Annotated in this window: 13 protein-coding genes; 4 read left to right on the forward strand and 9 right to left on the reverse strand. The window is 55.0% G+C overall.

The genetic code is table 11. The annotated features are described in order from the left end of the window. Window positions 1-58 precede the first annotated feature (58 nt). The gene (locus tag QQL62_RS06815; RefSeq protein ID WP_284377145.1) at window positions 59-1018 is read left to right on the forward strand and encodes an acetyl-CoA carboxylase carboxyltransferase subunit alpha; all 960 of its coding nucleotides are present in this window, start codon (window positions 59-61) and stop codon (window positions 1016-1018) included. Between the two features lie 31 nt (window positions 1019-1049). Here QQL62_RS06815 and QQL62_RS06820 read toward each other — a convergent pair whose 3' ends face one another. The 4 genes from QQL62_RS06820 to QQL62_RS06835 form a co-directional block, all read right to left on the reverse strand. Further along, entirely contained in the window at window positions 1050-2066 is a 1017-nt protein-coding gene (locus tag QQL62_RS06820; protein WP_284377146.1) for a hypothetical protein, read from the reverse strand. Window positions 2067-2184: 118 nt separating this feature from the next. Continuing rightward, window positions 2185-2919, reverse strand: coding sequence for a lysophospholipid acyltransferase family protein (locus QQL62_RS06825; RefSeq protein WP_284377147.1), 735 nt, complete (start codon window positions 2917-2919; stop codon window positions 2185-2187). Next, on the reverse strand, window positions 2919-3821 hold the full coding sequence (locus QQL62_RS06830) for a cell division protein FtsX (protein ID WP_284377148.1): 903 nt from the start codon (window positions 3819-3821) through the stop codon (window positions 2919-2921). The genes QQL62_RS06825 and QQL62_RS06830 overlap by 1 nt, the downstream gene beginning before the upstream one ends. After that, window positions 3821-4498 (reverse strand): cell division ATP-binding protein FtsE, encoded by a 678-nt coding sequence (locus tag QQL62_RS06835; RefSeq protein ID WP_284377149.1) that lies wholly within the window; start codon window positions 4496-4498, stop codon window positions 3821-3823. The genes QQL62_RS06830 and QQL62_RS06835 overlap by 1 nt, the downstream gene beginning before the upstream one ends. Before the next feature lie 148 nt (window positions 4499-4646). On the opposite strand from QQL62_RS06835, the gene QQL62_RS06840 reads away from it, so the two are divergent. After that, window positions 4647-6461, forward strand: coding sequence for a zinc-ribbon domain-containing protein (locus QQL62_RS06840; RefSeq protein WP_284377150.1), 1815 nt, complete (start codon window positions 4647-4649; stop codon window positions 6459-6461). 34 nt (window positions 6462-6495) lie between these two features. Here QQL62_RS06840 and QQL62_RS06845 read toward each other — a convergent pair whose 3' ends face one another. The 5 genes from QQL62_RS06845 to argH are packed head-to-tail and all read right to left on the reverse strand — an operon-like array spanning window position 6496 to window position 12194. Beyond that, the gene (locus QQL62_RS06845) at window positions 6496-9150 is read right to left on the reverse strand and encodes a DUF4175 domain-containing protein (RefSeq protein ID WP_284377151.1); all 2655 of its coding nucleotides are present in this window, start codon (window positions 9148-9150) and stop codon (window positions 6496-6498) included. 29 nt (window positions 9151-9179) lie between these two features. Then, window positions 9180-10445 (reverse strand): diaminopimelate decarboxylase, encoded by a 1266-nt coding sequence (lysA, locus tag QQL62_RS06850; RefSeq protein ID WP_284377152.1) that lies wholly within the window; start codon window positions 10443-10445, stop codon window positions 9180-9182. Window positions 10446-10450: 5 nt separating this feature from the next. Continuing rightward, window positions 10451-10717 (reverse strand): DUF2834 domain-containing protein, encoded by a 267-nt coding sequence (locus tag QQL62_RS06855; protein ID WP_284377153.1) that lies wholly within the window; start codon window positions 10715-10717, stop codon window positions 10451-10453. Next, complete coding sequence (locus QQL62_RS06860) at window positions 10699-10821, reverse strand: hypothetical protein (protein ID WP_284377154.1); 123 nt, start codon at window positions 10819-10821, stop codon at window positions 10699-10701. The genes QQL62_RS06855 and QQL62_RS06860 overlap by 19 nt, the downstream gene beginning before the upstream one ends. Next, window positions 10800-12194, reverse strand: a complete 1395-nt coding sequence (argH, locus tag QQL62_RS06865; RefSeq protein ID WP_284377155.1) for an argininosuccinate lyase — start codon at window positions 12192-12194, stop codon at window positions 10800-10802. Before argH ends, QQL62_RS06860 begins: the two co-directional genes overlap by 22 nt. A 25-nt stretch (window positions 12195-12219) precedes the next feature. Here argH and QQL62_RS06870 point away from each other — a divergent pair, with 25 nt between their 5' ends. Together QQL62_RS06870 and QQL62_RS06875 are read left to right on the forward strand one after the other, a co-directional pair. Next, on the forward strand, window positions 12220-12813 hold the full coding sequence (locus tag QQL62_RS06870; protein WP_284377156.1) for a TlpA family protein disulfide reductase: 594 nt from the start codon (window positions 12220-12222) through the stop codon (window positions 12811-12813). Window positions 12814-12908: 95 nt separating this feature from the next. Next, entirely contained in the window at window positions 12909-13451 is a 543-nt protein-coding gene (locus QQL62_RS06875; RefSeq protein ID WP_284377157.1) for a CAP domain-containing protein, read from the forward strand. The last annotated feature ends 279 nt before the right edge of the window (window positions 13452-13730 follow it).

The following is a 13730-nucleotide window of genomic DNA, read 5'->3' on the forward strand; positions in this document are numbered from 1 at the left end:
AGCGTTGTATTGCGTAACGTCATTGGGCATATACGGCCCACCAAACAAGAGTAAGTAGATGCAGAATTATCTAGACTTTGAAAAACCGCTATCCGAAATCGAAGGCAAGGCCGCAGAGCTGCGCGCCATGGCCGCCAATTCCGAGGACGCACTGGATGTAGAAAAAGAAGCATCAGCCCTAGATGCCAAGGCCAAAACAATGCTGGCGGATCTGTACAAGGATCTGAACCCATGGCGTAAATGCCAGGTCGCACGCCATGCAAACCGCCCCCATTGTCAGGATTATATCAACGCATTGTTCACCGAATACACCCCCCTACAGGGTGATCGAAACTTTGCAGATGATTTCGCGATCATGGGTGGATTGGCGCGGTTTAACGACCAACCCGTTATGGTAATTGGCCACGAAAAAGGCACAGATACCGCCAGCCGCATCAAGCGGAATTTCGGCATGGCCCGCCCAGAGGGCTACCGCAAGGCAATCCGCCTGATGGAAATGGCCGATAAGTTTGGCCTGCCGATCATCACCTTGGTGGATACCCCTGGTGCATACCCCGGCAAAGGTGCCGAGGAACGCGGCCAATCCGAGGCCATCGCCCGCTCCACGGAAAAATGTCTACAGGTTGGCGTGCCTTTGATTTCGATTATCACTGGCGAGGGCGGATCAGGCGGCGCAGTTGCCTTTGCCACCAGCGACAAATTGTTGATGCTGGAACATTCGGTTTATTCCGTGATCTCGCCCGAGGGCTGTGCATCTATCCTATGGAAAGACGCCGAAAAAATGCGCGAAGCCGCCGAGGCCCTGCGCCTAACGGCCCAAGACCTAGAGAAACTGGGTGTCGCAGATATGGTTCTGCCAGAACCCGTGGGTGGCGCCCAGCGCGACCACGCCGCCACATTTGAAACCGTGCGCAGCGCCATAGAAAAAGCGCTTGGCGAACTGTCAAAGAAAAAGCCAGCGAACCTGATTAAATCGCGCCGGCAAAAATTCTTGGATATGGGATCACTGTCCCTGTAATTGGCTGGTGGGCCAGATCGGCCCACCCCCATTATCTCTGATACTGACTGAAAATCTCTAGGGCGGGCTTGGGCTTCGCGCGCTTGTCATATAGGCCAGAATGTTTATGGATTGATCCATCATCATCCAAAAGCTTGAAATAATAGGCCCGTTTAATCGGCAAGCGCCCAATCACATCCAAATAGGCCCGCAATCTTTGGGACTGATAGGCAGGGTCTTTTGGCTCTAGCTCGGGTGTTGGCCCGCCAAATTCGGTTACCCACACCTCCCGTCCGCGGCTAAGCGCCGTAAGCCACTGCACCGCCGCTGGCCACAAATCCTCGGTATCATATAGATGGATATCCACGGCATCAAAATCGGCGTGCGCCAGCACATGGCGCACATCCGCCTGCGCCCGCGCATTTCGCCCAGCCTCTTTCCGGCAGAATTTATGCACCTGCGCGGAAATTTCCAAATTTGGAATATGCACTTCTACACCCTCCACACAGGCCGCCTGTGCATATGCGGCACGCCCTGTGATCCCGCCCAATACAATGGGTAGTTCGGGGCGTTCTGCGCGCACCACAGAGCTAAAGCGTTGGTGCAAATTCAAAAAATCTGCACTGGTTCCCACAAATTGATTGTCCCATTCATTGCCAAACTGAATGGCCTCAATATGGTCGCCAACCGCAGCCAGTAACCCCGTTAGATAGTCCTCAAATGGCGCATCTTCTCGGATCAAACAGGAATGCGCATTGCGCCGAGCACAGGCCGCATTGGGCCCATTGCTTTGTACAGTCAGCAAGACCTTTATTCCGGCGCCGTTTAGATGTGTGATGCGCTGTACAAGTGGGGAGAAATCAGGATCCATGCCGCGTCTGCGCCAATTTTCAACAATACGGATATGCTCGATATCCAGATTTCCTAAGGCACGAATGGTAAAATCTCGATGGGCGGCCTGTGATACGGGTGGAAACCCCATGCCGATAATCGGATTGGCACCCCCCGTAACAACAGAAGCCATGCCAACCACAATAGCGCAGGATAGATAACGGATCAGCTTTTTCATATATACCTTCCCTCAACAAGCGCATCAGCTGCGATGGCCCGATAGGTTCTTTAATATCTATGGCCCGCCGCATGGCTGAGCGCAACTCAGGCTATAGCCTAGAAAGAGTTAGCATTGCCTAACCCCGGCGCTTAAACCCTGCTTCATCCAGCAGTCTATTGGACTTGTCTTCGATTTTCTCTTCCATCACCTTCACAAATTCGCTCAGCTCCAGCCCCTCTGGCATGGTGTCGAAATACTCAAATATCACCGTACCCGGCTTGCGCAGCATAGATCGCTTCGGCCAGAAATACCCTACATTGGTGGCGGCCAATACACAGGGACGCTCCATGCGTTGTGCCAAAACCCCCGCACCCACCTTATACGGGCGATGATCGCCAGGGGCGACGCGGGTGCCCTGTGGATAGATCACCAATTGGTTTCCGCCATCCGATGCGCCCTTTTTCGCGCCCTGCATCATCTGTGATACCGCCTTAGATTTCTGACCACGCTTTACGGGGGCTGCGCCGATACGCATGGCATAAAATCCCAATATTGGCGCATACTTCAGTTCTTGTTTCATCACAAAATTAGCCCGTGGCAGGTAGTACATGTGCAACATCACATCAAAAAAGCTCTGATGTTTTGATGCCACGACCACATTGCCGCTGGGGATTTCACCGCGCTGTTCCACATGTAACCCACATATTACCCGCGCTAAAAAAATAACCGAGGCACAGTAGAATTTCAAAACCCAATAGGTGGCGTTTTTGGAAAATGCCGCAGGGATCGCGCCCAATAGGCCCACAACGATCATCCATAGATACATCACCACAATAAAAACAAACGAGCGCATATACTGTAAAAAAATCATCAATTCATCCTTGCCAAGGTGCGGTTCGCCGCAATCCGTGTTGCCCAAAACGCCAAAATGGCCGCTATCAACGGGATCAGCAAGGGGATAAACCATTGCATCCCAGAAAATCCAAGCCCGGTTAGAAACGCCCCCTCTGCCGCCGCCGAGGGCAACAAAAATATCGCCACCATCCCACAAACAGAACCAAACAGCGCACCGAAAAACCCCCGCAGTGTAAAGCGCCGCACAAAGGCCTTGGCGATGTATTTGTCCTTCGCCCCGACCAATCGCAATACCTGAATCACCTGCGTATTCGCCGCCAGGGCCGCCTGCGCCGCCAGTGTAATCATTGCCGCCAAAGCGCCACCGATCAAACAGATCGACAAAACCGCCAGCATGCGCAACCGCGCCGCGGCATCCACCAACGGGCGACGCCAGCGTGTGTGATCATCTAAAACCGCGCCCGGGGCCTCTGCCGCTAAGCGAAATCTCAAACCCTCCATATCAGGGCCCACACTTTCCTCAACCACCTCGATTAGACGCGGAATTGGCAAATTGTCCAAGGGCAGATCGGGCCCAAACCATGGCTCAAGCAAGGCATGTTGTTCATCGGCGCGCATCAATCGTGCCGAGGCTATTCCCTTTGTGGTTTCCAATATTTCCATGACCCGCTCTGATTGAATTTCCAGCTGGGCCTCTGGGGCGGAAATGCGCACGGTCGATGTCCGCGATAGCTCCGCCGACCAGCGATCGGCCAAACGCCCCGTTGCCATGGAGAGCGCCAGCGCAAAAACCACCAAAAAGCTCATCACAGCAGCCGTGAAGCTGGTTAGCCGCGCGGTAAATCCCGCCGGTGGCACCACACGGTCGGCCTGTTTATCACCGGCCAAAATCATCTGAATCCCGTTGACTATACCCATTATAAATCCGCCCCGGCCAAATGAACCCGCTTGCCTTGAATACGTAATACGCGCGCGGCGACATGCGGGCGCGCCGCGCGGATCAAATTCATATCATGGGTTGCTACCAAAATCGTCTTGCCCATTTTGTTCAGCTCTATCAGCAGGGTCAGCAAGCGCTGAGCCATATTCCAATCCAAATTTCCCGTGGGTTCGTCGGCCAAGATCACCTCTGGCGATAGAATCACCGCACGGGCCAGCGCCGCGCGCTGACGTTCGCCACCAGACAGCTCTGGTGGCAGTTGATCAATATTTTCTTCCAGCTCAACCCATTTTAACAGCTCACGTAGATTACGCTGATCATCCAATCCATCACGCCCAGCAACAAAGCTGGGCAACAGCACATTTTCCCCAACTGATAGATGGTTCAAGAATTGACAATCCTGATGCACGACGCCGATGCGGCGGCGTACCAAGGCCACATCATCGCGATTCATCGCGCGGACATCGCGACCAAACACCTTTATCGTACCCGAATCTGGCATTAATGCCTGATAGCACATCTTCATCAACGTGGTTTTGCCAGTGCCCGAAGGCCCTGTAAGAAAATGAAAGGTGCCCTGCGCCAGATGCAGATCCACATCTCGGAAAATCTCACCGCCACCATAGCTAAAACCAGCTTTTTTAAGCTCTATCACGCGGTTCTCCGTATTTTTGTCACGATTCTATGTTTCGTGTGACCTTAGTGTAAAATAATCTAGTTATGCTAGATAATTGGGCTATTATAGCGCTAAATAAAGCTGGTAAGAAATTATCGGATAAAACGAAATCGACTAAGGGAATGAAATGCGGATTATTTGCCCCAACTGTGCCTCTCAATACGAAGTAGCGGATACCGCGATCCCTGAAACGGGTCGCGATGTTCAATGCGCAAAATGCTCCCAGATATGGTTCCAAGAACCACCAATGTTACTGGCACCATCTGCCGAAACCTCGGCCCCAATCCCCGCCGCTGATCCAACACCAGAGCCACAGCCCAGCGCAGCATCACCGTTTGAGCGCCAAGAGTCCGCCCCCCCCACGCCCTCACAGGGCGCAGAAATCTATACAGAACAACACAGCGAATCCGCCTCTGTTTCCGATGTATTCGAGGACTTGAAACGCCAACAGGCCCTGCGCGAACAAGAAGAAGAGGCCCGTCGCGCCGCCCAAGAGGAAGCCCGCATTGCGGCCCAAGAAGAGGCCGACCGCCTAGAAGCACAGCGCATTGCCGCCGAACAAGCCGAGGCAGAAGAAGCCGCTCGCCAACAGGCAGAACAAGCCGCGCAACAGTTAGCCGCGGAAGAAGAAGCGGCACGCATACAAGCGGAACAACAGCCGGCGCAAGATGCCCCGACAGAGCACACACTGGATCTTCCTGAAATCGCAGACCCAGAGGGCGCAGCACCCGAAGACCCAGCGCCTGAGGAACCAGTCGCACAACCTGCATCCGCCCCAATGCCCGAGGCAGCACCTGCGGTATTTCGTTCGTTGCGCGCAACGCGTCGCGCCCCCGCTCCGGAAGCCGCAGTCGAAGTCGCCCCCGAGCCAGAGGAGCCAACCCCGACAGAGGAACAGCCCCAAGCCACCGAAGAACAGAGTGACGAATTCACAGATACAGCCGGCGATGAAACCACCCCCGATCCACAAAGTGGTATCACCCCAGAAGTGAAGGCAATTTTGCAAGAAGAGGCCGAGTATTCTTCAAACGCCCGAATTGAAGAACCCTCGTTCACACCACCAGAGGTCGTTGAACAGCCCGCCGTGGCCGCAACAGAGGCCGCCGAAATCGAGGATGTCCCACGGGTCAAATACATAGATCCCGCACCAATAGACCCTGCCCCTGCCCCAGAAACACCTGCGGCGGATGAAGAGATCGCAAGCGAAACCAAGGCCAGCCCATTTGATGGCGGTATTCGCCGGCTGAGGATTTCGCATCCCGACGCGAATATAGATGCGGACAAGCCCGAAATCACGCCTCCAATGCTCAGCAATCGCAAGGAAATGGATCCCATTCCCGATGTTAGCGAGCTGAAACAGCAAATCGAGAACATCGAGGCCCTAGAGGCCGACCCAGATGTCAAACTGGCCACCGCCAAGAGCTTGCGCGATGTGCTAAACGCCCAAGAGGACGACCCAAAGGCAGAGCAAAGCGATACCCCCAAAGAATCAGCGCCCAAGGGTTTTGCGCGGTTCAAAGATGCGGCCCTGCCCATCAGGAAACCAGCCCCCAGCACCGACTTGTCCACCGCAATCCCCGCGGCCCCCAAAAGCGGCAAGGCCGTGTTCACAGATATCGACGAGATCAATTCCAGCATCGAAATTTCCCCCGATGAAGACGAACCAGAGGTAGATTTCGACGAGCTGGAGGAACCCGCAAAGCGCGGGCCGTTTAACACAGGGTTTATCACCGCTGTGGCCCTGTGTGTGGTGACATTACTGATGTATATCATCGGCCCAATGTTGGCCAATTCTGTTCCGCAGACAGCCGATTTCGTATCCGCCTTTAATGGCAAAATCGATAGCGGACGGATGGTATTACAGGATATGTATTACCAAGGCGGTACACCTGGACTTTCAAATCTATTTGAAAACTTCAAAGGCCAATTCAGCGGCGGTTGATCTCAAATAGGATCCGCCCAAGGGGGCGGATTTCCTAAAATCTATCCAGCAAACGCTTTAGGTAATCCAATTCGTACTCTGGGCGGGTTTGATCCTGTGATCTGTTGCGCAGATCCTCAAACAGCTCTTGGTATTTTTTGCGCCGCCCAGTGGCATCCAAGCCATCGTTACGGGCATTCTCATCGGTGCGTCGCCCGGTGCGAGATTGGTCCTGTGGCCGCCCCAGCGGATCAAAACTGCGGCCTTGCCCTTGGCCGGCCTGATCACGGGTCTCGCCGTTGTTCCCTTGGTTTTGAGCCTGACGTTGCTGATCGCGCAGCGCCCGAAGCCCCTGTCGGATCGAATCCAGCACCTCGGATTGGTCGCCCAGCGCCTCACCTAGATTTCCCTCTTCGATGTTTTCCTCGGCGCGACGTGCCTGCTCTTGAGCATTACCCAAGGCATCTCGGGTGCCCTCACCGGTCTCACCGCCGCCCTGTCCCAACGCGCCCAATTGGCGTTCTAGCATTTCGCGCAGCGCTTGTTGACGTCCAGCCAGATCAGACGATTCATCACCACCCGTTCCAGATTGCCCCGCCTGACCTTGGCCCTGTCGCCCGCTCTGGCCCTGAGCGCCCTGTTGTTGGCCCTGCTCCCCCCCCTGTTCGCCGCTTTGCTGACCGCCCTGCTGTTGGCCACCAGATTGTTGACCCTGTTCCTCACCCTCGCCGGTGCCGTCTTGGGGTTGGCCCTCGTCGAATTGTTCTTGCAACTCGCGGAATGTGTCATCAGCCAGCTCTTGTTGCTCTCGCAACAGATCCTGCATCTCTTCTTCTTGGCGCTGTTGTTCGCCGCCCCCGCCACCCTCTTGGCGCACCACCTGCATATTCTCCATCATGGCCTGCAATTCACGCAACAACTCTTGCGCCTCGTCCATGCGCCCCTGTTCCATCAATTCTTGGATGCGGTCCATCATTTCTTGCAGCTGATCTTGGGAGAGTGTTTCGCCCTCCCCCCCCGATGGTGCGGCATCGCCATCGGGCCCTTGGTCGGCCAAATGGTTCATGTAGTTCTGCGTAGCGGCGCGCAACTCTTGCATCAGCTCGGCGATTTCTTCATCTGTCGCACCATTTTCCATCGCCTCGTTCAGCCGCTCTTGGGCGCGGCGCAACCTATCGGCGGCATCGGCCAAATCGCCATCCTCGATCAAAAGAGCCGCGTTCCACAACAGCTCGGCGACCTCATCCAGCACCTCGTCACTTAGACCACCCTGCTCGGCACCATATTCCAGCCGCCGCAATGCGGTTCTGGTCATCAAATAGGCCTTGTCCTGTGGGAAAACGCCGTCGGGGCGATGACTCATTGCGCGTAAAAGAAACTCTGCGCGTGTGGCATTCAAACGGTTCCACAGGAGCTGCCTGCGCACATCAACCAGCGCAGCAGACAGCGGATCAAAGAACCGCTTCTTGGCCAGTTCGGTGCGCAACGGGGATATTTCTCCCAGATTTCCTGCCGCATCCTCGGCACTTAGCCCCAGCACCACCGGCAGCCCCGCCCAGACATGTTGTGCAAAATCCTCTTCGATCATACCCTCGAAATCATCGGTTCCACCTGAAAACGGCAGAGGCAGATCGCCGCTAAGGGCCGCACGTGGTTCTGGATCTAGGGCCAGCCCAAACTTGCGCGGTACCGCATCCAGATCCAATTCTATATGTAGGCCACCCCCGACAACACCGTAATCATCGCGCGCACGAAACGGCAGGCGCATCGCACCCTGAAGGCTGCGGGTCATCTCGCCCGTGACCTCGATGCTGGGCGCGCGATCCGCGCGCATAGAGATCACCCATTCGCGCGTCTGCCCACCATCAGGAGAGATGCGCATGATCCCAGAACGCGCAACATTAAATGTGACCTCGGCCAGCTCGCCAGCCTCTTGGGGAATTGCGGCATTCCCCGCCACGCTGATATCCTCTGATAATTTCACAGACCCCGCAGGCCCATAGGCGCGCACCAAGATTTGGCTACCCACGGCCAAGGGCACCGATTTGTTAACCTCGACCTCGTTCAAATAAATGCTGGGCAGGTGGGTATACAGCGGTGGCTTGGCCCAGATTTCATAACTAGAGCCGGCGGCGGTGGCCTGAATCGTGGTCTCTGCGGTGCTGGCACGGCCAACGCGGTACTCATTAGGGGCGAAAACCGCTGCCGAAACCGCCGCCAACAACGCAATCAGGCGCATCCCATAGGGGTCACGCCCCGATAACCTGTGCTGAACACCGCGAATTTGGGCCTGATTGGCCCGTGCAGCCATGCGCTCTAGGTGCAGTTGCCACAGTGCCTCGGTGTCCTCATTATCCCCACCAATGCCCAATTGATCATGCAGGCTACGCACCGGCGCACCGGGCATACCAGAATCAAGGCGGGCATAGACCTCGTCCTGTTCTGGGAAGCGGTACGCCAACTGCCCCCGCCAAACAGCCCAGACCACCGCGCAAGAAAATACCCCAATTAAGGCCCACGCAAGCCCCAAAGGCAATACCCCCAGCCCGCCCCAGCGCAACACCGCAAACCCAGCAAAACAAAGGGCGATCAACTGCCAATAGGCGCTAAGAAAGCGCTCTATCACCAAGACACATCCCGTAACCGCAACCTTGGCGCGCAGTGCATTCATGGCGCGTTTTACCGTGGCGGATGTATCTGGCAGAGGCATCTATTTCCTTTCAGCGTGGTCCTGTATTCCTACAGCCACTCTGGTAGTGTATCGCGATTTATCATCTCGTCAATTGTAGGACGTGCGCGAATAACGGCGAATTGATCATCCTTCACCATGACCTCGGGGATCAAAGGGCGCGAATTATATTCAGATGCCATCACCGCCCCATAAGCACCGGCAGAGCGAAAGGCGATCATTTCGCCGTCCTGCACCGCAGGCATATCGCGCTGTTTGGCAAATGTGTCACCAGATTCGCACACTGGCCCCACGATATCTACGGGTGCAGGTTCCACGCCAAGGGCTGGTTCGATCACCGGAATAATATCGTGATGGGCCTCGTACATGGCAGGGCGGATCAAATCATTCATCGCCGCATCCACAATCAAGAAATCGCGGCCCTCGCCCTCTTTGTTATAGATGACCGAGGTGACCAAAATCCCAGAATTCCCCGCAATCAAGCGCCCGGGTTCGATTTCAATCTCGCACTCCAAATCGCCCAATGTTTCCCGTATCACCTGTCCATAATCCATCGGCAAGGGTGGCGCCTCGTTTGAACGCGCATAGGGAATACCCAGCCCGCCACCCAAATCAAGACGGCGAATGTTATGCCCATCGGCGCGCAATTCAGCCGTAAGCTCCGCCACCTTTTGATAGGCCAAACGGTAGGGTTCCAGATCTGTTAGCTGACTACCGATATGCACATCAATACCCACAACCTCGATGCCCTCCATGGCCGCCGCTTCGGCGTAAACGGCACGGGCCTTGGCGATCGGAATGCCGAATTTGTTTTCCGATTTACCGGTGGCAATCTTTGCATGTGTCTTGGCATCTACATCGGGATTAACGCGCACGGTAATCGGGGCAACTACGCCCAAATCCAGCGCAACCTCGTTTAACAGCCGCATCTCCGGCTCGCTCTCGACGTTGAACTGACGAATGCCACCGGTTAACGCCACGCGCATTTCCTCGCGGGTTTTGCCCACACCAGAAAACACAATTTTATCCCCCGAAACACCCGCCGCCTTGGCGCGCAAATATTCCCCCATGGACACCACATCCATGCCCGCGCCCATTGCGGCCAGTGTTTTCAACACTGCCATGTTCGAGTTGGCCTTCATCGCATAACAGATTAAATGGTCCATCCCCGCCAGCGCCTCTTCAAACACCTTGAAATGGCGCTGAAATGTGGCGGTAGAATAGACATAAAACGGGGTGCCGACCGATGCCGCGATTTCGCTGATCGCCACATCTTCTGCATGCAGAGCGCCGTTTTTATATAAGAAGTGATCCATGATATTTACCTAAAACTGCGGGATCGGAAAAACAAATACAGTGGCAAGCCACACCCCACCCCAATCCCAAAGGTGGCAAAAATACAAAGCGGCGCTAGCCAATAATCATGACGCACATATACCTCGGCGATGATCCATATGCACAGGGTGATACCGGCAAAAATCTCGACGCGCGCCAATGCGCCACCAAGGATAGGCGCATCGCCAAAATATACCGACATACCCGCGCCACACAGCGCCAGCACCAGATAGATCACTCGCAGAACAGACATGGTGCCCCCGCATCGCCCACAGGCACTGGATCACCCTTGATCCCACAGCCCATCAGCACCAAACAGATCACCAAGGCCCGCATTACGCCAAAATCTCTTTCCAACGCGCCACCTGTGTACGCACCTGTGCAGGGGCCGTACCACCGTAACTAACGCGGCTTGCCACCGAATTATGCACACCCAGCACCCCAAAAACCGTATCGGTAATGGCGCCGTTTACGGATTGCATATCCGCCAAGCTTAGATCAGGTAGATCGCATCCCTTCTGCTCGGCCATGGCCACCAAGGCGCCGGTCACGTGATGCGCATCGCGAAAGGGCATGCCCAATTCACGCACCAGCCAATCAGCCAAATCCGTAGCCGTGGAAAATCCGGTGGCCGCCGCCGCCTCTAATTCGGCCGTGTTCGGTGTCATATCCGCCACCATTCCCGCCATAGCGGCCAGCGCCAACATCAGACTATCCGCCGCATCAAACACCTGCTCCTTGTCTTCTTGCATATCCTTGGAATAGGTCAGCGGCAGGCCCTTCATTACGGTCAGCAACCCAACCATAGAACCGGTAATCCGCCCGACTTTGGCGCGGATCAATTCCGCCGCATCGGGGTTTTTCTTTTGCGGCATAATGGATGATCCGGTGCTGAAACGATCCGATAGGGTCACAAAACGGAACTGCGCGCTGGACCAAATCACCAACTCTTCGGCAAGGCGCGACATATGTGTGGCACAGATAGAAGAACAGGATAGAAACTCCAGTGCAAAATCGCGATCCGCAACCGCATCCAATGAATTGGCCGCAGGGCGATCAAACCCAAGTGCCGCCGCAGTTGCATCGCGATCAATCGGAAATCCGGTACCCGCCAAAGCCGCCGCCCCTAAGGGGCTTTCGTTCATCCGCGTACGCGCATCCTGAAAACGGGATTTATCGCGCGCCAACATTTCCACATAGGCCATCATGTGATGCCCCCATGTGACCGGCTGTGCCACCTGTAAATGCGTAAACCCTGGCATTACCATATCCGCACCAGCATCCGCCTGATCCACCAAGGCGCGAATCAGCGCATCAATTCCCAAGATCGCCGCATCCATTTGGTCACGCACCCATAATTTAAAATCGGTCGCCACTTGATCGTTGCGCGAACGCCCAGTGTGCAAACGGCCCGCTGGCTCCCCCACAATCACCTTTAGGCGCGCCTCGACATTCATATGAATATCTTCCAGAGCTTTGGAATATTCAAAAGACCCATTCTCGATTTCTGACAAGACCGTGAGCAACCCTTCCTTAATGGCCGCGGCATCGTTATCAGTGATGATACCTTGTTTGGCGAGCATCGCGCTGTGGGCGATAGATCCGGCAATATCTTGGGCCGCCATACGTTGATCAAAGCTGATCGACTCGTTGATGGCCTCCATGATTGCGTCTGGGCCACTGGCGAACCGCCCGCCCCACATTGCGTTTGATGAATTCTTGTCAGACATGCCTATACCATTTGAAAGGGTCAAAATGACCAAATTAAAACTTCTCTTTCTTACGCTCTACACTGCCCTGCTTTTGGGTGCAAATCCTGTATTAGCACAACAGGCCGATATAGAGGCCCTACGTGAAATACGTGCCGGCGATATGCGCAAACTGGTAATCCACGACACGCCCCGCGCGGTGATCGATACGCCGTTTCTGGATATAGACGATAGCAATATCACGCTGTCGGAAATGAATGGCAAGATCACCCTGTTGAATTTCTGGGCCACATGGTGCGCACCCTGCCGCGCCGAGATGCCGGCACTGGATGCGCTAAATGCCACCCTAGGCGGCGAAAATTTCGAGGTCGTCACCGTCGCCACCGGTCGAAATCCCCTTAAAATGATCGATGTGTTCTTTAAGAAAGCCGGGGTAGAAACGCTGCCACGTTACCGAGATCCCCGTATGCAATTTTCGCGGGCATCAGGGGTACTGGGCCTGCCAGTGACCCTGATACTGGATGAGCAGGGGCGTGAAATCGCCCGCATGCAGGGCGAAGCTGATTGGAATTCCCCGGATGCACATCGCCTGTTACAGGGGGTTATTGAGCAATTCGGCACAGAGACGCCAAAACTCTGATTTTGGTTAACCCGTCACATTTTAGACGTAAACTTGTTTTCAAATGCGTCAATGATGATATGAATTAGGGAAAACCAGCCGTTAGTTGGGCCAAAATGATGATGAAAACAACCAAAGTCGCCGCGCTTTTTGCAATCCTTATCAGCCTAGGGCTGGCCCAACCAACCTTTGCCCTCGAGGGCGAGCGCCCTGAAACCCTTTCTGAAATTCAGAGAAAAACCCTAAAGCTGGTGAACAAAGAGCGCCGCAAGCGTGGGCTGAGCGCACTTACCCGCTCTAGCAATCTAAACCGCGCGGCAATGGCCTATGCCAAAGAGCTGACCAGACGCGGCTATGGGCTGCACTCCACATTCAATTCTCACGTCGGCCTAAATGGATCCAACGTCACCAGCCGCACGCGCGCCGCCGGTATTAACGCCTGTGTATCCCTAGAAAACCTTGCGTGGGGCCAGAAAGATACCGACGAGGTCTTCAGGGATTGGATGACCTCTGCGGGGCACAAGAAAAATATCCTGTATCCCAAAATCACCCATTTTGGCATGGCCCATTACGGGCGCACATGGGTGATGATGGGGTCAAAAAATTGCAAAAGACGCGCCCCATGGCGCCGCCTAATAAAAACATCCGCTGCGCGCTAGCCCACTATTATAACAGGGGATTTGCTCGCTGGATGCCACCGAAAGTAAAATTCCAACAATAGCGCATGCGGATCATAATCGGCCGGAATATAGCGCAACCTTGGCCAAATGTATTCGGGTAGATTGCATAAAAGTGCCCTAGATAGGTCATCTCTTCCTTGAATTTCGCGTCTTGATCTCTTTCATGATCCCGCTCTTATTTGCTTTGGATGTGTGCGCTGGCATCAAAGACAAAAGGCCCTCGGGATGTGGGCGCAGATGGGCCGCGCCGATGGCGCG

The sequence above is a fragment of the Amylibacter marinus genome, assembly GCF_030160015.1.
Taxonomy (GTDB): Bacteria; Pseudomonadota; Alphaproteobacteria; order Rhodobacterales; family Rhodobacteraceae; genus Amylibacter; species Amylibacter marinus.